This is a genomic window from Sulfitobacter sp. 1A13421, assembly GCF_043557285.1.
Lineage (GTDB): Bacteria > Pseudomonadota > Alphaproteobacteria > Rhodobacterales > Rhodobacteraceae > Sulfitobacter > Sulfitobacter faviae.
The window spans coordinates 21,325-40,009 of the sequence record NZ_JBIFFQ010000013.1 but is presented as its reverse complement, the minus strand read 5'-3'; the positions used below and the strand labels follow the sequence as shown (position 1 = coordinate 40,009).

19 protein-coding genes are annotated in these 18,685 nt (G+C 55.2%); 7 read left to right on the top strand and 12 right to left on the bottom strand.

The features are described from left to right. Positions 1–124: 124 nt before the first annotated feature. Positions 125–853, bottom strand: a complete 729-nt coding sequence (locus ACGYLI_RS16915; protein WP_394420002.1) for a formyltetrahydrofolate deformylase — start codon at positions 851–853, stop codon at positions 125–127. A 90-nt stretch (positions 854–943) separates the two neighbouring features. Here ACGYLI_RS16915 and ACGYLI_RS16910 point away from each other — a divergent pair, with 90 nt between their 5' ends. Beyond that, positions 944–2,833 (top strand): restriction endonuclease subunit S, encoded by a 1,890-nt coding sequence (locus ACGYLI_RS16910; protein WP_394420001.1) that lies wholly within the window; start codon positions 944–946, stop codon positions 2,831–2,833. A 234-nt stretch (positions 2,834–3,067) separates the two neighbouring features. Next, positions 3,068–3,334 (top strand): hypothetical protein, encoded by a 267-nt coding sequence (locus ACGYLI_RS16905; RefSeq protein ID WP_394420000.1) that lies wholly within the window; start codon positions 3,068–3,070, stop codon positions 3,332–3,334. A 332-nt stretch (positions 3,335–3,666) separates the two neighbouring features. Here ACGYLI_RS16905 and ACGYLI_RS16900 read toward each other — a convergent pair whose 3' ends face one another. The 8 genes from ACGYLI_RS16900 to ACGYLI_RS16865 all read right to left on the bottom strand — a co-directional run bounded on the left by ACGYLI_RS16900 (position 3,667) and on the right by ACGYLI_RS16865 (position 10,258). Next, positions 3,667–4,014, bottom strand: a complete 348-nt coding sequence (locus ACGYLI_RS16900) for a hypothetical protein (protein ID WP_394419999.1) — start codon at positions 4,012–4,014, stop codon at positions 3,667–3,669. 283 nt (positions 4,015–4,297) lie between these two features. Further along, a complete protein-coding gene (locus ACGYLI_RS16895) occupies positions 4,298–4,738 on the bottom strand; it encodes an HIT family protein (protein WP_394419998.1) in 441 nt (146 codons plus the stop codon). A 217-nt stretch (positions 4,739–4,955) separates the two neighbouring features. After that, on the bottom strand, positions 4,956–6,116 hold the full coding sequence (locus ACGYLI_RS16890) for a 2Fe-2S iron-sulfur cluster-binding protein (protein WP_394419997.1): 1,161 nt from the start codon (positions 6,114–6,116) through the stop codon (positions 4,956–4,958). A 3-nt stretch (positions 6,117–6,119) separates the two neighbouring features. Next, positions 6,120–7,160, bottom strand: a complete 1,041-nt coding sequence (locus tag ACGYLI_RS16885; RefSeq protein ID WP_394419996.1) for a Rieske 2Fe-2S domain-containing protein — start codon at positions 7,158–7,160, stop codon at positions 6,120–6,122. 112 nt (positions 7,161–7,272) lie between these two features. Next, positions 7,273–7,560 (bottom strand): hypothetical protein, encoded by a 288-nt coding sequence (locus ACGYLI_RS16880; RefSeq protein WP_394419995.1) that lies wholly within the window; start codon positions 7,558–7,560, stop codon positions 7,273–7,275. Beyond that, positions 7,476–8,174: a LysR family transcriptional regulator gene (locus tag ACGYLI_RS16875; protein ID WP_394419994.1), complete on the bottom strand. Its 699-nt coding sequence runs from the start codon at positions 8,172–8,174 to the stop codon at positions 7,476–7,478. Before ACGYLI_RS16875 ends, ACGYLI_RS16880 begins: the two co-directional genes overlap by 85 nt. Positions 8,175–8,240: 66 nt before the next feature. Further along, complete coding sequence (gene fghA, locus ACGYLI_RS16870) at positions 8,241–9,080, bottom strand: S-formylglutathione hydrolase (RefSeq protein WP_394419993.1); 840 nt, start codon at positions 9,078–9,080, stop codon at positions 8,241–8,243. 59 nt (positions 9,081–9,139) lie between these two features. Then, the gene (locus ACGYLI_RS16865; protein ID WP_394420054.1) at positions 9,140–10,258 is read right to left on the bottom strand and encodes an S-(hydroxymethyl)glutathione dehydrogenase/class III alcohol dehydrogenase; all 1,119 of its coding nucleotides are present in this window, start codon (positions 10,256–10,258) and stop codon (positions 9,140–9,142) included. A 162-nt stretch (positions 10,259–10,420) separates the two neighbouring features. On the opposite strand from ACGYLI_RS16865, the gene ACGYLI_RS16860 reads away from it, so the two are divergent. Both ACGYLI_RS16860 and ACGYLI_RS16855 read left to right on the top strand, forming a co-directional pair. Continuing rightward, a complete protein-coding gene (locus ACGYLI_RS16860) occupies positions 10,421–11,290 on the top strand; it encodes a LysR family transcriptional regulator (RefSeq protein WP_394419992.1) in 870 nt (289 codons plus the stop codon). A gap of 40 nt (positions 11,291–11,330) precedes the next feature. Further along, positions 11,331–12,236 (top strand): bestrophin family protein, encoded by a 906-nt coding sequence (locus ACGYLI_RS16855; protein ID WP_394419991.1) that lies wholly within the window; start codon positions 11,331–11,333, stop codon positions 12,234–12,236. 549 nt (positions 12,237–12,785) lie between these two features. On the opposite strand, the gene ACGYLI_RS16850 is transcribed toward ACGYLI_RS16855, so the two are convergent. Continuing rightward, positions 12,786–13,346 carry a hypothetical protein gene (locus ACGYLI_RS16850; protein WP_394419990.1) on the bottom strand — a complete coding sequence of 187 codons (561 nt, stop codon included), beginning with the start codon at positions 13,344–13,346 and terminating at the stop codon, positions 12,786–12,788. A gap of 184 nt (positions 13,347–13,530) precedes the next feature. Further along, positions 13,531–14,334 carry a metallophosphoesterase gene (locus ACGYLI_RS16845; RefSeq protein ID WP_394419989.1) on the bottom strand — a complete coding sequence of 268 codons (804 nt, stop codon included), beginning with the start codon at positions 14,332–14,334 and terminating at the stop codon, positions 13,531–13,533. 555 nt (positions 14,335–14,889) lie between these two features. On the opposite strand from ACGYLI_RS16845, the gene ACGYLI_RS16840 reads away from it, so the two are divergent. After that, positions 14,890–15,678, top strand: a complete 789-nt coding sequence (locus ACGYLI_RS16840; protein WP_394419988.1) for a hypothetical protein — start codon at positions 14,890–14,892, stop codon at positions 15,676–15,678. 6 nt (positions 15,679–15,684) lie between these two features. Here the strand turns inward: ACGYLI_RS16840 and ACGYLI_RS16835 are convergent, their stop codons facing one another. Then, positions 15,685–16,728 carry a TRAP transporter substrate-binding protein gene (locus ACGYLI_RS16835; protein WP_394419987.1) on the bottom strand — a complete coding sequence of 348 codons (1,044 nt, stop codon included), beginning with the start codon at positions 16,726–16,728 and terminating at the stop codon, positions 15,685–15,687. Positions 16,729–17,100: 372 nt separating this feature from the next. On the opposite strand from ACGYLI_RS16835, the gene ACGYLI_RS16830 reads away from it, so the two are divergent. Beyond that, the gene (locus ACGYLI_RS16830; protein ID WP_394419986.1) at positions 17,101–17,892 is read left to right on the top strand and encodes an alpha/beta fold hydrolase; all 792 of its coding nucleotides are present in this window, start codon (positions 17,101–17,103) and stop codon (positions 17,890–17,892) included. A gap of 120 nt (positions 17,893–18,012) precedes the next feature. Continuing rightward, complete coding sequence (locus ACGYLI_RS16825; protein WP_394419985.1) at positions 18,013–18,501, top strand: GFA family protein; 489 nt, start codon at positions 18,013–18,015, stop codon at positions 18,499–18,501. The last annotated feature ends 184 nt before the right edge of the window (positions 18,502–18,685 follow it).

The window sequence follows — 18,685 nt, the reverse complement described above, 5'->3', positions numbered from 1 at the left end:
GCGAAAACTGAGCGCCCGCAACGAACGGCGGGAAGTTTCCGCATAGCGGCCCACACGGTATGCGGACGCCCCCAATACTTTTGGCGCAGGCGGGACCGCTGCGCTTGGTCCGACGATGTACTTTTCATCCCATACGTTTTGAGCTGTAGCTACCAGGCGATGCGGGAAGCACTACAGTCTTATTCCCGATTAGAAACACGCGGTAGTTAGCATGAGCATGGACAGCTCGAGCCAACACGCTGGCTTCTACGTCCCGCCCTAGCGAAACATAATCCGACCCATTCTGCGCATGGGTAACTCGCACGGTATCCTGCTCAATAATCGGACCCTCATCCAGATCAGCGGTCACATAATGCGAAGTCGCGCCAATAAGCTTTACGCCACGTTCATAGGCTTGCTTGTAGGGGTTCGCTCCTTTGAACGAAGGCAGAAAAGAATGATGAATGTTGTTAATTCGACCGCTCATCTTCTGGCACATGGCATCAGAGAGAACCTGCATATAGCGGGCGAGCACGATCAATTCTCCGCCTACTTCTTCGACCACGGCCATGATCCGCGCCTCAGCTTCGGGTTTATTTTCTTTGGTCACCTTTATGTAGTGAAATGGAATATCGCAGTCACAAAGTGTAGGGCTTCCAACAAGTCGAAGGCGGCTTTTCGAGGCTGCGAAGAACTGCTTTGACGTCGTCACCTCAAAACTTTTTTCACGCTCATGAGTCCAGAGCGGGAAAACTCTCGGTACAAAATCATCGCACATGGCGGCCTCCAACCTTTGCGATTCGCCCTCCGAGAAGAACGACAGTGCAGCTGTAGGCTGATGGCTCGCGGAGAGTTCCAGTCTGTCTTGCGCCATGGGCAATCTCCTCTCCGCCTGCAGCCTTTTTTACCAAGTAATCGGTAATCGGCCTGTGTGTTTGTCTGACCCCAAGGTAGGTGAAGAAGCGTGTCGTGGCCAGAAAAGCTACGACGCGAAACAACTATCTATCAGGCGCTGATAGATAGTGGAAAAGATGCGCTCTTACATTCTTTTGCGGGTTCGGACACTGTAGGCGAAAAAGAGATTGGCCAAATGTCAGAGACAGAAATACCATCAGAAGTTGATATCCATAGCCACGAAGGCCTAACCCGCCTTTTCCAGTTCGGCATAAGTTTTCGCAATCAAGAGGACGACCTGGCCAGCCTCAAGCTTCTCGAAGAACGATTTGACCTTGCCGCATACGCCCCGCCCATTCGCGGAGCACTCGAGGACACTGTTCGCCATCTTGATAGTCTTGGAAACGACGAGCGCTTTGACAAAGTCCTTGGCTTGATTGCAGGGGTCATCGGCCAGGAGATGGCGCTGAGCCCTGAACTGGCGGCTGACATCGCACAAATCAGCAACGCAGCACGAATTGTTCGGTTTTCGTTTAGACCGGCACTGATACCGTGCCTTTTGCGTGCCCGGGTCGCTGCAACTGACCGTGGCAAGCATGCGCCCAGCTATGCGGTCAGATTTGCAGGGATAGGCGATGACGCACCCCTTCTGGCGGTTGCAGCGCTATTTCTGGGGCTACGCCTCTACGCAGAGGACAACCCACCCTGGGTGCTTAAGGCTATAATTGAGGACAATGAACCACTCACTGAAAACCCCAACCTCGAGATCACATTTCCACCTGCAGAATTTCGTGCGGAGAATGGGGCTCAACTTGAGGAAAGCGTTCGAAGAACTCAAATCCCGCGGGCGGTAGACCGCGGAAAGTTCGATCTCGAAAGCGTCATGCTCGATTATCTTTTTGCCGCCGACTCGCCATCTCTGGCGTTCGTTTCAGAGAGCTTCGTTTCGTCGACGCGACAATCACGCTTGCTTACCCGGCAACGCCTATTGGAGAGCGGGCGCATCAGTAGGGTTTCTGAGATCAACACTGCGTCGCCAAGGCAGTTCCTGATTAAACTCGGTGCAACATACGGTGCAAACGAAACAATTCAGATGGTGTCCGCAGATACGGTACACCGCTTTACAGGTATGGAACTCTACCAAAGGAACCTTCGTGGGAAATCCGATGTCGTCGCTGTTGACGAAATACTTGCTGCAGGTGGTTCGCTCGCACCCTCCCGGTATCTCGGCAAGGGTCCCACCGGTGGGCGTAGCCTTTCTGATAATTTCCAGAACACTTACAAACCCACCAGGCACCGGCTTGCCGATTTTTTCGAGATCATTCGGCCAAAGACAACCAAAGCTGACCCCGTTGGCACGCTGCAGTTGCGAGAGGTGCGCGCAGGCGACCTCACTGAAAACGGCGAAATTTCCGGGGCATCACGACAAATCAATATACGTGCGACGTTAGAAAGAGGGTTAGAGGAGCAACTCTTGAAGCCGGGTGACGTCTTGTTTGCTCACCGGGCGCCAGTCGGGCGGGTTGCCTACGTCAACGGCAATGAAGTTGACGCCTCTAAAATATGGGCTGCTCAGTCACTTCTGATATTCCGTTCCCGCAGGTCAACAACCGCGAAAGACGGGCTTCGCTACTGCGATCCCCGCGTGCTGTTCATGTACCTGCTTACAACCAAGGTCCGAAGCAACTGGTCCAAGTTAGCAATCGGTGATCGCAGCCCCGCAATTCCAATTGGGGAAATCGAAAGATTCGGCTTGCCGAACAACCTATTGCTGCCCAAGAAACCAAATGAGCCGATTGATGCAACATTGCCGCCCGAGAACTATACAGCACTAATGGTGGCAGCTTTCAAAATTCGCCAAATCAAACTTGCTGAGATCCACGATATCGAAGCCTCGATGTCAGAGGGTCTGGAACAGGTGTGGGAAACAGCTTGGTCAAAAAGCCTAGGATCGCCGTGAAACTAAGGGCATTTCGCTTCGTAGTCGGCAGTGAGCGAACGATCGCCCGCCGCCCATCAAGCCGAAAGGCCAGGTCAGTCAATATCGGCCCAAAGCCGACATAATCACTAGCCAGATGGTCCGGGCCAACCCACCATTTGTCCCTTTCGCAACATTTAGCTGGCTGAAACGTCAGTCAGCGGACTTTGTCGCCATTTAAGGTTAAGCTAATCCAATACAAATTTTTGTATCAGCATGAACAGCACTGATCATTGGAACGAGGTCTACAGCAAAAAGTCAGAGGACGAATTGAGTTTGCATCGGGATGACCCATCGGTTGCACTCAATCTGATGAAAGAGGCGAGTCTGACTACAATGTCCCCTGTCATCGACATTGGAGTAGGAACCTCTCGCTTCATAGAACCGCTGGTAGACTTCTTAACGATCCCGCCGCTCTCGATCTATCAGAAAGTGCGTTTGCGGCAGCCCAAGCCCCGCTGGGGAAGCGCAATCAGTTCGTGAAGTGGATCGTGAAGGACATCCCCAAATAGGATCCACTGCAGACCTGACTACCACATCCTGATCGCATACAGGTACCCAACTTCCTTCTGAAAACATTGTTGTTTGGCCACCTTCACTATGGCGACCTGCCCATGGGCGGCTTGGGTAAACCGGACAGCCCAAGGCCAATGGCGCGGGATCAACAAAGTGGGGGACGTAACGCGTATTGTGGGCAAAGTGATCAGTCTACGGCGAGTTCCGTCCAGCGAAACTCATCTATTCATCGGCAATATGGAAAAGAGACCAGATAGAAATTAGCTGACCAGCATCTGCAAGCCGGTCAGCGCAAACCATCAACGCGACCGGATACGACGCGTTCTGCGCCGCCTCAACAGCATGCCAGCGCGATTTGATGGTATTTGTTCTCGCCAAAATACATAGAGCCTGGAACTCAGGATGATACCGATGCCGACCCAAGTTAAAGCATCCGGGAAGTCAGCAAAAACCAGATAGCCGGCGGCTGTGGCTCCGATGATCTCAAGATATTGGAACGGCGCCAACATACCCGCATCCGCTCGACGAAAGGCTTCAGCAATGAGGATGAAACTCGCGGCGGCAAGAGCACCAGCCACCAGGATTACACCCCATGCCCAGCCCGGCAGGTTTGCAAATGAGGGCACGATCTGCCCAGATATCCGCATGACTCGGCTGAGTCAGAATCTGGCGCAGGATCGTGCGCCCCATCCTTCCAAACCCATTAATGCCATGTGATTGTTAACATTGACGACAACCACATCCTGCTTGCAGACCGGTACCCAACTTCCTGCTGAAAGCGTTGCTGTCGGACCACCCTTACTCTGGCGACCTGCCCATGGGGGGGGAGTTGGGTAAACCGGGGAGTCTGCGCCCAATGGCACAGGGCTAACCCAGTACGGGAACGCAATGCTTATAGTATGCAAAGTAATCAGCCGTAGCGAACTCCGTTTAGCGGATCTCACCCAACTGAGCCCGGATCCGGTCTGCCGTTTGAGCAAGCACCGTGCCTTCCGGGGTCGGTGGCAAAGAGAATTCCTCGACCCCATCTTCGAGATACCGGACCGATGTTACATCATGGCGGTGCAACATAGGTACAACGTGAGCATGGGTGTGGGCGACATGGATGCCCGTGAAGAAAAACGCAACGCGTTCCGCGCCCCATTCCCTCTTCATCGCACGCGCCAGCCGTTGCCCCGTTGACATGATCCGGGCAGCGACGTGCTCCGGCATGTCTTCGAACCACGGGTAGTGCTGTTTGGGTACGATCAGCGCGTGACCTTCCCGGATCGGGTGGAGGTCGAGGAAGGCGAGCACGAGATCGTCCTCAAGCAGATTATACGCGGGCAGGCGTGCATCAGCTATTCGACAGAAAGTGCAGGTTTCAAGCATATTGGATCCATTTCGGACGCGTAGCGCACGGCTCAAGCTACACGGTCTGGCTTCCATCGCAAGTTGATGCTTGAGTGATTAAGGCAGGTTAGGTTTCTGCCTCCGGCGCGGCTTCTACTCTGTGCCCTGACCCTTGTCATTGCGCAAAAGGACAGTTTCTGGAAACGCCCGGCAGCGAGTTACCACATTCCGCGGCCGAACGGTTCCTTGGCGCGATCTACAGGTTAAGAACGACTGATCCCTTTGGGCGGGCGCAACAAATCAACACTTGCCCGGCCTGCGGCATTTCCAATGGCTCTTCGAAGTATTCAACGTCACCCGAGATCAGCCCGCATCTGCACGAATTACAGACCCCCGCGCGGCAGACAAATTCGGGATCCAGCCCAGCATTTTCGGCAAGCTCCAGCAGCGAGCCTGCCGCCTCGTCCCAGTCAACAGTGGCACCTGAAGCGCGGAATTCGACTTGGGTGTTCGATAGGGTTCCCGCACTAGCTGCCACTGGCTCCTTCGCCAAACGGCCCTCATCGTCCGAGGCCCATGCATCAGGATTGGTGATGTAGGCTAGCGATTGAATGGCCGCTGCCGCCCGCGATGCAGCCACCGCGGGTACCACCTGCTTTTTAACCGCCTTCAGCAAAGCGGCCTTGCCGAAGAACTCATAGGCAATGCGGTCTTTCGACACGCCTAGCTCCTGCAACATCTGATACATGGCGGCCATGAATGGCGCCGGGCCGCAGATATACGCCTCGTAATCGCCAATGGGCAGATACGCACGCAGGAAGTCTTTATCGATCATGCCTTCTGCATCGAAAAGCTCACTCTGCTGGTCCAACTCACTCGGGTTTCGATAGACAAAACGCGCCTGTATCCGATCGGTGACGCAGCCCAGAACCTCGTCACGCAGTGCATGAACCTGCCCATTTTCGCAGGCATGGAGGAAATGCACCTCCCGGTCAGTCTCTGCCAATTTGTGTAGTATAGACACCATCGGCGTCAGCCCCACCCCGCCGGAGATCAGCAACACCGGTCTGTCGCTTGTCTCATTCAAGGTGAAGGTGCCGCGCGGCGCAGCAACTTCGAGCGTATGGCCCACCTCGACGCGGTCGTGCAACCAGCATGATCCGACCCCATCCGGCGCACGTCCCAGCCCGTTTTCGCGCTTCACCGTGATCCGGTACTGCTGCGACCCAGACGGGTTGTTAGAGATCGAATAGGTCTTGAGCACCGGCCCGTCCGGCCCGGGGACGCGCAGCGTAAGATATTGGCCGGGCTTCGCCTCCCAAAGCGCTTGGCCATCGCTTGGCTCAAGGTAGAAGGAAGTGATGATGTCGCTTTCAGCAACCTTCCCCGCCACGCGAAATTTGCGAAATGTCGCCATGACTTACTGGCTCATCTTTGCATCAACCATCGCCTCTTCGGCGATCATCGCTTCCAGTTGACGGCGGTAACGCAGTTGGCCCGCGTCGATCCCTAGGTCGATATGCGGCGAGGTCTTCTCTGACATTCCGATCTGCACGGCATCCAGCACCGCGCGGTCTTCTTCAAAAGCGTGGCGCACGTCTTCGCTCATCATCTTTGAAAGTTCTTCGTCATCGGGGCGGATATTGCGGAGTTGGAACCAATAGTACCGCGTCTCTGTCTCGCTCGTTGGGGTCATGAAATTGTAGCTATCCATGACGAATGTTTTTTCATGCAACGTGCCATCAACGCCGCCGGTGCCTGCAGGGGTAAACACCGCGCGGATCAGCGCGTGACTGGGGTAGCGCACTTCGTAATGCTGGAGCCGGTCACACTTACCCTCAAACTCCACCACCTTTTTGTAAAATGGCGCGGGTTCGTGATCCATCATCCATCGATGCACGATCACGCCACTGTCGGTCTTGGTAACCCGCAGCGGCGTGTCCTTTGTTGCTGCCGTTGCGAAGGACGTCTCATGAACCCAAGCCACATGGGTGGGGTCCAGTAGGTTGTCGCACATCAGGAGGTAATTGCAGTTCAATTCCATCGCCGCGCCGCGATTGATGCCCCAGTCGGGGCTGTCGAAGTTGGGGATGTCGATGATATCTTCAGCGTCAGCGATGGCGGCGTTGCCCATCCAAATCCAGATCAGCCCATATTTTTCATGCACCGGATAAGGGCGCACCCGCGCCGCCGAGGGAATGCGCCCCCCGCCCGGGGCCCAGACACATTGCCCCGCACAGTCGAAGGTCAAACCATGGTAGCCACATTCGACATTGTCGCCCTTGATCCGCCCTTTGGACAACGGCAGCTTGCGATGCGGACAGGCATCCTCCATCGCGATGACTTCGCCCTCAGAGTTGCGGAACATGCAGATCTTCTCGCCCAGAACCTTGACCTGCCTCAGGTCGTTGACGATCTCATCGCTCCAAGCGGCGACATACCATGCATTCTTCAAGAACATGCGGCTTCCTTACTGATGTAGAAATGGGTGGCTCATTGGCCGGAAGATACGTCGACCATTCGATCGAAAAAACCGACCTTCCGATGCATTATCGTTTAGAAATCCTAAACAGTTACCCGGTCGCTTCGGACAGAACCCAGTTGAGGAAGCTGCGGCGTTTCTCGTCATCGAGCACAAACGCACCCCAGCAAATGAAATAAGGCTCGGGCATGGGAATAGACGCTTGGGAAAGCCGGATCAGCCGGCCGAGACTGATATCGGCCGAGGCAAAGGACATTTGCGCTAAACCAATCCCCTGCCCGCTCGCCACAGCCTCTAGCGCCGAACTGGAAAGCGAATGGATAGATGCCGCACGTTTGATCGGCTTCGGTAGGCCCTGTGCTGCAAGCCATGTCTGCAACCTTGGACGCCGGCATATGCAGGTCCCCAGTCGATATCCACCCAAGGCATTTCACACAGGGATACCGGGTCAAGAGCCTGAGGATGGACCTTTAGAAAATCGGGCGAGCATACCGGAAAACACACGTCCTGAAACAAGGCCCGCGCGTGCGGGAATGCTTGCGAAACAGACCCATAGGTCAGTCGAAACATATGGTCGAGAAACTCTGGCTCTGGCTCGCCATGAGTTGCTTCTAGCCGGATTGATGCGGGGCCGAAACGTGCCTCAAAATTGTGCAGCCGCGGCTGTAGCCATTTCGACAGTAGCGTCGGCAAACCTGACACATGGATGTCGAGGTCGGATGCCTGTTGTGCAAGGAGCACTTGTGCCTGCCGCAGCTTTTCGAACCCCGCCGCGAGCACTCCATGATAAGAGTGTGCCTTGGGGGCAAGTGCTGCGCGACGGCCGTCTTTCATAATCAACGGGGTGTTCAGCTGGTCTTCGAGCAGCTTGATCTGCTGACTTATCGCCCCCGGTGTCACCCCAAGTTCCCGGGCTGCGGCGGTGACAGAGCCTAAGCGGCCGAACGCCTCGAATGCCTGTAAGGCCCGTAGTGGAGGCAAATTCAGTCGCACAGCTAACCTAAATCATTCGGGGGCGGAAATCACCTCAGAGGTCTTTGTTGATACTGACGCAATTCTTCACGGGTGCAAGTGGTCAGCATGGAACCGCAGGTGTTCTTCAATGAAGCTGGAGATGAAGTAATAGCTATGATCATAGCCCTCGCGCTGGTGAAATGTCAGTGGGTAGCCGCTCTCCTTTGCTGCCGCTTCGAGCGTTTGAGGTTTTAGCTGTTCCTCAAGAAAGTCATCTGCGTCACCCTGATCCACCAGAGCTGGAACAGCGCCTAAGGCTTTGCGCATAAGTAGGCTCGCATCGTATTCAGCCCATGTCTTGCGATCCTCACCCAGATAGGCAGCAAATGCCTTTTGCCCCCAAGGGCAATTAGTAGGGTTGCTGATCGGGCTGAAGGCCGAAACGGATTTATACCGCTCCGGGTTGTGCAGCGCGAGAACCAGCGCACCATGCCCGCCCATGGAGTGACCGAAGATCGAACGCTGATCCGTCACCGGGAACATTGCCTCAATTAGTTGCGGCAGCTCGTTCAGAACGTAATCATACATTTGATAGTGCCGGTTCCAAGGCGCCTGGGCCGCGTTAACGTAGAAGCCAGCACCCTTGCCGAGGTCATAGGTATCAGCGTCAGCAACATCAGTGCCGCGGGGGCTGGTATCGCAGGCGACAATGGCCACCCCCAGTTCAGCGGCGACACGCTGCGCGCCGGCCTTCTGCATAAAGTTCTCGTCGGTGCAGGTGAGGCCCGATAGGAAATAGACAACTGGAACCTTCTGGCCCTTTGCTGTCTGCGGCGGCAGGTAAATCGCGAAACGCATGTCGCAGTTCAGCGTTTCGGAATGATGGCTGTAATGCTTGGTCCAGCCACCGAAGTTCTTGTTCACGCTTTCAATTGAAAGTGACATGGGACGCCTCCTAATGGGTCGCTCCGGCCGCGCAGACAGAAGGCGCGACCGGGGGAAGGTTATTTATCGAAGTGGATGACCGAGCGGATGCTCTTTCCTTCATGCATGAGCTTGAACGCCTCGTTAATCTCTTCCAGCGCCATGGTGTGGGTGATGAAATCGTTCAGCTTAAACTCGCCGTTCATATAGCGCTCGACGTAGTCAGGTAGCTCCGAACGGCCCTTGACGCCGCCGAAAGCAGACCCGCGCCAAACCCGGCCTGTGACCAGCTGGAACGGACGGGTAGAGATTTCCTGACCCGCGCCGGCGACCCCGATGACCACAGATTCACCCCAGCCCTTGTGGCAGCATTCCAGCGCCGACCGCATGACATTGACGTTGCCGATACACTCGAACGAGTAATCCACGCCGCCGTCGGTCATTTCGACAATGACCTCTTGGATCGGCTTGTCGTGATTTTTTGGGTTGATGAAGTCGGTCGCGCCCAACTTACGGGCCAGATCGAATTTGCTTTCATTAATGTCGATCACGATGATCCGGCTGGCCTTGGCCATCGTCGCACCGATAACAGCGGACAAACCAATACCGCCCATGCCGAAGATCGCAACGGTCGATCCCTCTTCGACCTTCGCGGTATTCATCACCGCGCCCATACCGGTAGTGACACCACAGCCCAGCAGGCAGACCTCTTCGAGCGGCGCTTCGGGGTTCACTTTGGCGAGCGAAATCTCGGGCAGCACTGTGTATTCCGAGAAGGTCGAACAGCCCATGTAATGCAAGATTGGCTGGCCATCCTTGTAGAAGCGGCTGGTGCCGTCGGGCATCAGGCCGCGCCCTTGAGTTTCCCGGATCTTTTGACACAGGTTGGTCTTGCCGGATTTGCAGAATTTGCACTCGCCGCATTCTGGCGTGTAGAGCGGTATTACATGGTCACCAACGGCGACGCTGGTGACCCCTTCGCCGATGGATTCGACGATCCCACCACCCTCATGGCCGAGAATGACCGGGAACAGGCCCTCGGGGTCGTCCCCGGACAGGGTGAATGCATCGGTATGGCAAACGCCTGAAGCAATGATCTTGATGCGCACTTCGCCAGCCTTAGGCGGCATCACGTCGATTTCCTCGATCGAGAGCGGTTCGTTGACGGCCCAGGCGACGGCCGCTTTGCATTTGATGATATCGGTCATGGGTCTCACTTCGCGGTTAGGGCTAAATTGGCGGGTGACGTTGTATAGGACTGTCATTTACACTGTTTCGCATTGGCGATAATCCGGGGTTATTGAAAAACACCGTTACCCAATGGCAATAATCGTGCCGCTGTTAAGATCGAAAGGATCATCATGCTGAGTTGGGAGGGGGTATCAGAATTTGTTGCCGTCGCCGAAGCACAAAGCTTTACTGCTGCTGCCAACAGCTTGGGGATTTCCACGGCTCAGGTCAGCCGCCAAGTCGGCGCACTTGAGGCGCGACTGGACACCAAGCTGTTCTACCGCACCACACGCAAGGTCTCGATCACTGAGACTGGTCAGGTGTATTACAACCATTGCCGGCAGGTGCTTGACGGGCTGGCCGAAGCCGAGCGCGCGATTACCGATCTGCATCAGAGCCCAAAAGGACGGCTGAACCTTACAGCGCCAGTGACGTTTGGCGAGAACCGCATCGCACCATTAGTGAACGATTTTCTGCAATGCTATCCTGACCTTGAGGTCAACCTCAAGCTGACCAATCAGCTGCTCGATCTTGTAGCGGAAAGCTACGATCTCGCAATTCGGCTGGGAGAGTTGGAAGACAGTTCCATGATGGCAAAGCGGTTGGCCTCTCGCAGGCATTTCACTTGCGCTGCGCCCGAATACCTTGCCGCTCACGGAACCCCGCACACCCTGTCCGAACTTGACACGCACAACTGTCTTCAAGGCACTTTGGGCTATTGGCGGTTTCAGGAAAAAGGGACCACCCGCCATATCCGGGTGAAAGGTAATTTACGCTGCAATAGTGGCGCGTCACTGGTTGATGCAGCGCGGAAGAACTTGGGGATCATCCAGCTGCCGGATTATTATGTCGAGGCAGAACTTCGGGCCGGGCGGTTGATCTCTGTGTTGGATACGTATCGCGCACCGGACGATGGCATATGGGCGATCTATCCGCAGAACCGGCATCTTTCGCCAAAGGTGCGACTGTTGCTTGATCACCTTGGGAAAGGGTTGCGATGAACCGAAATATCATTGCTCTACAGTTTAAGAGGAAGTCAGGATGATCGTGAGGGAGCCACCAAGCGCGCTGAAGCTGTTCTTTGTCATGCAGGGATCGATCGTTCCGAAAATCACCAGCAGGATTATCGGGGTCGCTTTGCTGACAGCGGTTGTGCTGCTGGTGGATCATCACGTTATCGTATTGCCAAGGATTTCCATGGCCGCCATGGGGATTTTTGGCGTCGCGCTGTCTCTGTTTCTCGGTTTTCGCAATAATGCTGCTTATGATCGCTGGTGGGAGGCCCGTAAGCTCTGGGGTGCGATCATCGCCGATCTTCGAAATTTGGGCCGTCATCTGAGCATCTTTGTCCGAGAGGGCGGAGACCGTGCAGAGATCTTGTCTCTCGGCGTGGCGTTCAGCCATCTACACCGTGGCTCTCTGCGAGATGTAGACGTGAGTGCCGAGATATCAGGCTGGATCGGCGAGACGCAATCGAAGGCCCTGATCGCGCATGCCAACCCCGCGGATGCAGCCTTGAGGGCGATGGCTGACCAAATTGGGACGCTTGGTGAAAGTGGGGCCATCAACGGATTTGGGCAGATGAGCATTTCCGATACGCTATCCTCATTGGCGCTGTCGCAAGCGGGATGTGAACGCATTGCGACGACGCCGTTGCCCTTCGTCTACTCGTTGATGGTGCGCCGCACGACATACCTGTATTGTTGGTTGCTGCCCTTCGCACTGATCGAGGCGACGAACTGGTTCGCGCCGGTATTCGCGGCGGTAGTCGCTTATGTTTTCTTTGGCCTTCAGGCCGTTACCAATGAACTGGAACTTCCGTTTCGCAACGTCCAAAATGGCCTGTCCCTCGACGCAATGTGTCGTGTCATCGAGATCTCAACCTGTGAAGCTTTGGGTCAAGAGGCGCCGCCGATTTGGGCTCCAGAAAACTACGTATTAACTTGATGGAACTGAGAATGTTCGTTCGATCTCAATTTCCATAAGGTTTGCGTTTAGAGGGCATTATTGTAGTACCAAAGCCATGCAAGTTGGGAAGGTCGGAATGGTGCCCTACCGCCGCATCCCCCCCCGTCATCCAGACGCTGTAGCACGCCGGCCCCGCGAAGGGGCGCACGAAGGGGAAACCGCGCTGCAAAGCGTGAATACCTGTGACCCCCATCCCGCTTTGCGTCCGTCCGGCAATCGTCTCCGTCTTGCCGGTTGAGCAATCGCATCGCAGACCACGCGCCATGATTGGTCTGGCCAGCGTGCGAAGTGCAAGCTCCAGATACTGCAGAGAATTCCATCCCTCAGAGTCCTTCGCAGTTGCAAAGCCTATCCCGCCCGCGATTCATGAGGCAGTCGTTCGACAAAAGCGGACCGACTTTTGCCGAACTCAATATTGCGCCCCAACCACCCCGCTAGGCTCCTCATTTCAGATCCAGGATAGGGCATCGCGAGCCTTGTCAGGACTCAGATTTCCCGCCCAAAATCAAACTATGGTACCGACCTCCCCTAAGTTGATAGTTCCGTGCCATTTCTCTGGTAGAGGTCAAAAACTCCTAGGCCATCCAGAACGGCTAAAGTCTGACGGATTGTCATGCCACCATCCAACAGCGCGCGTAAGGCCTGCACATCCCGCACACGGACCTCCCGAATATCTTCATCCGCCTCCCGTTCCGGGGGGATGAAATGTATATTTGTGACATATAAGGTTTCACCGTCGACATCCTCAACACCCGTTGCGATGAATACGGACGAAGCAACCTGCTCTTTTCTTTGCGCCATAGCCTCAACAAAAAGATGATCGTAGTAGACCTCATGATCACGGCCGCTTAGCTCCTGCCGAAAGCCCACTAAAATTTCATTTTCAGCGATAGGATGGACCTTATAGGCAGACATTTCGCTCCAGCTGTTGAAGCCATACTGCTTTGCGATTTCATCCTGCGCCTCGTGAAGCTTGAGGTTTTTAGCTTTCTTTAGCGCCTTCGCATTCTGTCTGAGCAATGATGTTGGTGTTCCATCACTCAAGAATGTGAGGCCTTCTAACTTATTTCTATCTAATTTCTTTGTCATTTTCCGGGAACCAATATTCTTAGGGAGCGCCACCAGTATCTGTGATTAGGATTAGGTCGCTTTGACATGTTGCCTCAACAATCTTCAGGTCAGCTGCACTAGGGTTCGTCTTTGCTTTCCCAAATACCTGCGTCGATCAGATACTCACTCTCTGACCGGAGAAACTCCCGACAATATCCAACGCTTACGTTTCGGCATCGGTTTGCCCAACCATGGCGCGCAGCCGGCGATGTGAATGTCCAAAAAACCAAGCTGTGGGGGCAAACCTGTCAATCAGGTCTGCTAAGTCAGAGTGGAATGCGGGGGTCAGGCCATCTACTGACCCCGCGACCGACAGAAGCGGCCCATGATGGGTTACGACAACCGTGCGGCCGGCCTCCCCGCAAGGGTGGGGGGACATCAACTTGTCCTCAAGCCATTTGCGATGGTCGCAGTGAACGGCAAGCGTGTCCGCGGGCTCTATTTCCCTTGCTAAAGATTGCCACGTGCCCCCGTTCCCTTCAGCAGAACCTACGGGGGGATCAATCCATATACGAGGATAGTCCCGCATGACGCTTCCGGCGATCCCCATCGCCGTTTCAGAATCCCCCAAGAGATCGAAGTCCGTCCACATCGTGCAACATAGGATGCGGGTGTCGCCATGGTGTAATTCTTCTTTCTGCACGTAATGTGCGCCGACGGACCGCGCGTGTTCAGCAAGCAGATGGTCATCCGAAAGTGTGCCGCCGTAATAATCATGGTTTCCGGTCATCACATAGATGCGCTCCGGAGCGACATGGGGCGTTAGTTGAGCGAGCCCCCGGATCCACCTGGGCGCTGGCCCATCCGTAAGGTCCCCGGCTATAATAAGCGCATCAAGCGTGTCGTTCACGATGCCATGAAGACCCAGCGAGGTGATCGGATCAGTCCCTCTGTGCTCGTACGTATTGGCATGCAAGTCCGAAAGGATGGCGATCCGGCCGCTGTTGAATGGAATCGTCAGTGTCATGCCGGTCGCCCTCAGCCATGGGAAGGTGATTTGCCTCCCATGTGACACCGGGTCGCGACGTGAGTCAACTGCATGTTTTTAAACGATTTTCGAATAATTCTCCTACCATGCAATTCGCAAGTTTTCAAAGATCGGTATTTGCAGCCCAATATGGGCATCCAGAGGGGTTTTTGCGCTGTTTTTCGCAATACAGGCGCGTCTGAATAGCGTTGTGGTCAATGAATTCGCCAAAAAGCACGCAGTGGTGAAAGCAAACCAAACTCTCTTTTGGAATGTTTGTGTCTACGCGCAGCATAGGCTGAAAAGAACGGGGTGCAGACTTTGAGCAGTCTTCCGGTCACAGACATCTACCTAGCGTTTAACCCTGCCTTACGGGACCCTTATCACGGCGGCTCTGACGCATTTGTTGGAGCATCGAGGACGAATAAAGGACCGCCGGAAACCCTCTTCAGAGGGTGGCGGTTGGCGTGGATAGGTGGCCTTATAATCGCCATCGCCGCTGCTGTCTTGGCTATTTGGTGGGGAAGCGATCTTGAAGGCCCGAGCTCCGAACCTGTGACCACCAGCCCGGCGATGTTGCTGGCGGACGAACTGCTCGATGCTCGGGACTGGCAGAACCGGGAGGAGAATCAGCACGCGCGGATGCTGCTTATGGAAATAGTGGAAAATGATCCTGCAAATGCAGAAGCCTGGGCCAGCCTCGGGTTAACCTACTGGCTGGAAGTCCAGCACCTCTCCTGGGGCGGAGGCCGACGTGAGATGGCTCTGGCGAGCGAGATGGTAGAACGGGCAGCAACACTCGGCGGTGGTGCCCGCGCTCATCGGCTGCTCGCCGAGATGCGGCTACTCGCACCGTTTCCGGAAATGCGCTCGCCCGTCGATGCGATGGCCAACGCGCGGGCAGCTGCAACAATCAACCCTGACGACCCCGATAATCTTGCCGTGCTCGCGCATGTGCTGGCGCTGACCGGTCACGATGCCGAGGCCGTGCAAATGATTGAGCGCGCCATGCGCCTCAACCCCTCCCCGCCAGATTGGTATTTGCATGTCGCCGGGATGAGTTACTTGATCGCAGGCGAGCCGGCCCGCGCAGCAGAGGCCTTCGGGCCGCTTTACGGCGCTGGCACCTTCACCGGCACGCGGTGGTGGCCCGGATGGCTCTTCGCTGCGAGCCTCGCGCAGACTGGCCGCATTGAGGAGGCGATTGCGATCGTGGACGCCGCCGCAGGGCGCCGTCCGGAACGAAGCATAGCTGCCGTTGAGCAGTCCCTGGACGGGTGGGCAGACCGCGCAAGCCTGGAGAGTTTTCTCGATAGTCTCAGGCTGGCAGGGCTGCCGGGCTGAGGTATTCTATTCTGCGTAACCGCGCGGTTGTGCAGCACCGTAATTGTCCTCAAAGCGCAGATAGCTGTCCCAAGCTTGGGCAAGCAACGGATTGCGCTTGGTTTCCTCTGCGATCACTTCCTGCCAAGCCTTCCGCAGCGCCACAAGGATTTCCGCTGGCCAGTCATGCAACTCTACGCCATCGGCGCGAAACCGGGCGATTGCCTCTTCCTGCTGTTTTGTTACCGAGGCGAGGGTCCACGACAATGTTTCGTCACAAGCGCTTTTGATTGCAGTCTGGTGGCTGCCGGAAAGCGCCATCCAACTCTTCAAAGGCATGAGGATTTCGAGTGAGGTGGACGGCTGCTGCCATCCCGGTTGATAAAGGTGCCGCGCCACTTCAGATAGGCCAAGGTCAGCGTCGATGGAAGGCAGAGAGAACTCGGCAGCATCGATCAGCCCAGTTGCCAGAGCCGGACGGATGTCCGAGGCCGGAAGCTCGTAGGTCGTGGCACCCAACTTCATGAGCGTGAGGGCGCCGTAACCAAAGCTTCGCATTTGCAGTCCGTCGAGATCCTCCACATGCTGAATAGGCGCACGAAACCAACCGCCTCCCTCGATGGAAAGGATGCCGCAATAGAGGCTTTTCAGATCATGGCGCTCGTAGATTTTGTCGAGCGCCTCAATGCCGCCCGCTTCGCGCATCCATGCCGTAAAACCCTCAGAGTCCGGACCGAAGGGAAAACCGCTGAAGATCGCTAAGGCAGGATCTTCGCGATGATGGTGACCAGCAGAGCCCCACACTGCGTCGAGCAATCCAGAGTTCAGAGCACCGAAGCTGTCTTGATCAAGGACCATCCGGTCATGCACTTCGATGATGAAGCTGCCGTCCGACCTCCGCCGGACTTCTTCGGCAAAATGCTCTTCGGTCTCACCAAAGAGCTTCGGGTAAAGCAGGCTATTCATGCGCCAGCGCAGAACGTCCTCATCGGCAGCCGCGATGTCGGCATGTAGCACCATCGCAAGGGAAAGGGAGGCTACCAACGCAACGGAGGTGTTTGAATACAACATATTCTCAAGCTCCTCACGAGTTAGGACCGCTTACCTACCTGCCGACTGATGCTGGAAGCATGCTCCGATCTCCGGAATTACGCAAAGAAGCATTTTTTGATGAATGTTCCGCGACGCGGGCACTCGGCGGTGTTTGGCGACAAACGGAGGAGCACCGCCATTCACCGCCCGATGCGTCAGGGGCAGCTATGCAGAGGTGGGTGCTATGCACGCAAAGAGGGGCCAGTGTGCTCGCATAACATTTAATAGATCAATTCGTGATCTGAAAAATAACCAAATGCTGCACCCCCAGTTGCTCCGGTATGTAGCGCATATCGCGAATCCACTTTTTGTGTTAATGAGGAAAAATATCCTGAATATTTAGGTGCTCTCATGTTGATAGAACAGCCTGATTTTATCGAAGCAGGCCATGGAGGAACCGTAGTTTTGATCCATTCAAGCGTTGCTGGTGCCAAGCAATGGCGAGGGCTCATGAAAGTGCTTTCCAACGACTATCATGTAGTTGCTATCAACTTATTTGGCTATGGAACCACCCCAGGTTGGAATGAGGGCAAGACGCAAACCTTGAGGGATCAAGCGCAGCTGGTGGAACCGTTCCTGCCAGCCGACGGGACTAAGGTTTCTATAGTTGGACATTCGTTTGGGGGAAGCGTCGCGATGAAGGCGGCGCAGCTCTATAAGGATCGGGTGCGCCGCCTGGTTCTAATCGAACCGAACCCATTCTACCTCTTGCGGGAACAAGGCTGTCACGAAGCATATGCCGAAGCGGTTAGTCTTCGGGATACGATCAAAGAATGCGGGAGTGCAGAGCGGTGGGAAGTGGCAGCTGAGAAATTCGCCAACTATTGGGCTGGTCCCGGAAGTTGGAACGAGATGCCCGACGACCGAAAGACAAAATTCGCACAGGCCTTAAAGCCGAATTTCTTCGAGTGGGACGCGGTAATGCACGAAGATACGCCCTTCACCGAATGGAGCCAAGTGCTTCCGAGAGACACTACGGTGATCTCTTCCGCAGATACTGTTCGGACAATCAAGGAAATCGTTCAGCTGATGGAGGGGCATTTCCCTGAGTGGACCTTCGACACGGTAGCTCAAGGAGGGCACATGGCGATTAGGTCCAAGCCGGAGGAGGTAAATCCTATTGTCGCAGGAGCACTAAGGTGAACCTGAAATGTTCATCAATTTGCACGTGAAAACTAACTCCTAAAGGTAGCCCATAGGGTTTTCACCCGGCGACCCTATAAGCGGCTTATTCATCTTTCGCGTCAGGGGAAGGAGAGAAGAATGTCTGTGGGACTTGAAGGCCGCTGCCTATGCGGTAGCGTCAGCTACAACACCGGAGGTGATCCACTCTGGGTCACAGTTTGCTACTGTCGGTTCTGTCAGCGCGCGACAGGATCGGATCGAATGATCGAGCCAATTTTCGAACGCTCATTTTTTGAATTCACGAGCGTTAGCCCCTCGGTCTACACTTTGCCTTCGGAAGGCAGCGGCAAGGACATCAATGTCCATTTCTGCCCGAACTGCGGCACTAAGGTAGTCTTGACTTTCGAGCGCTGGCCCAACCGGATCGGAATTTTGGCAGGAACCCTGGATAAACCTTCAGCGGCATTGCCAACGAAAGAGAATTCAAAGCATATTTTTGTTTCGGAGGCTATGCCGGGAACGATCTTGCCAAGCGGGTTCAAGATCTTTGACCGCCATGCCACAGAGAACGACGGAACCCCGCTTGAACCTTTAGTGCATGCTTCTCCCCATGTTGTGGGCACCTAAAGCGGAAAGTCGGGCGTCAGGCTTAGCTGTATCGACACAACAGTCTATATCAGAAGAGCCAAGCCTCAAGAAACAGATTGAAGCTTGGGCATCGCTCTTAAATGGATATCTCCAGTCTGACCTTGGCCGAAGGTATATAACCGTCCGCAACGCAAAGCGGACGTCCGCCAGAGTAGAGGCGAAT

What these genes read in the sequence shown, in the direction of transcription:
- ACGYLI_RS16915 (WP_394420002.1), bottom strand. Translation starts at nt 853, where the DNA reads ATGGCGCAAGACAGACTGGAACTCTCCGCGAGCCATCAGCCTACAGCT.
- ACGYLI_RS16905 (WP_394420000.1), top strand. Translation starts at nt 3,068, where the DNA reads ATGAACAGCACTGATCATTGGAACGAGGTCTACAGCAAAAAGTCAGAG.
- ACGYLI_RS16900 (WP_394419999.1), bottom strand. Translation starts at nt 4,014, where the DNA reads ATGCGGATATCTGGGCAGATCGTGCCCTCATTTGCAAACCTGCCGGGC.
- ACGYLI_RS16895 (WP_394419998.1), bottom strand. Translation starts at nt 4,738, where the DNA reads ATGCTTGAAACCTGCACTTTCTGTCGAATAGCTGATGCACGCCTGCCC.
- ACGYLI_RS16890 (WP_394419997.1), bottom strand. Translation starts at nt 6,116, where the DNA reads ATGGCGACATTTCGCAAATTTCGCGTGGCGGGGAAGGTTGCTGAAAGC.
- ACGYLI_RS16885 (WP_394419996.1), bottom strand. Translation starts at nt 7,160, where the DNA reads ATGTTCTTGAAGAATGCATGGTATGTCGCCGCTTGGAGCGATGAGATC.
- fghA (WP_394419993.1), bottom strand. Translation starts at nt 9,080, where the DNA reads ATGTCACTTTCAATTGAAAGCGTGAACAAGAACTTCGGTGGCTGGACC.
- ACGYLI_RS16860 (WP_394419992.1), top strand. Translation starts at nt 10,421, where the DNA reads ATGCTGAGTTGGGAGGGGGTATCAGAATTTGTTGCCGTCGCCGAAGCA.
- ACGYLI_RS16855 (WP_394419991.1), top strand. Translation starts at nt 11,331, where the DNA reads ATGATCGTGAGGGAGCCACCAAGCGCGCTGAAGCTGTTCTTTGTCATG.
- ACGYLI_RS16850 (WP_394419990.1), bottom strand. Translation starts at nt 13,346, where the DNA reads ATGACAAAGAAATTAGATAGAAATAAGTTAGAAGGCCTCACATTCTTG.
- ACGYLI_RS16845 (WP_394419989.1), bottom strand. Translation starts at nt 14,334, where the DNA reads ATGACACTGACGATTCCATTCAACAGCGGCCGGATCGCCATCCTTTCG.
- ACGYLI_RS16835 (WP_394419987.1), bottom strand. Translation starts at nt 16,728, where the DNA reads ATGTTGTATTCAAACACCTCCGTTGCGTTGGTAGCCTCCCTTTCCCTT.
- ACGYLI_RS16830 (WP_394419986.1), top strand. Translation starts at nt 17,101, where the DNA reads ATGTTGATAGAACAGCCTGATTTTATCGAAGCAGGCCATGGAGGAACC.
- ACGYLI_RS16825 (WP_394419985.1), top strand. Translation starts at nt 18,013, where the DNA reads ATGTCTGTGGGACTTGAAGGCCGCTGCCTATGCGGTAGCGTCAGCTAC.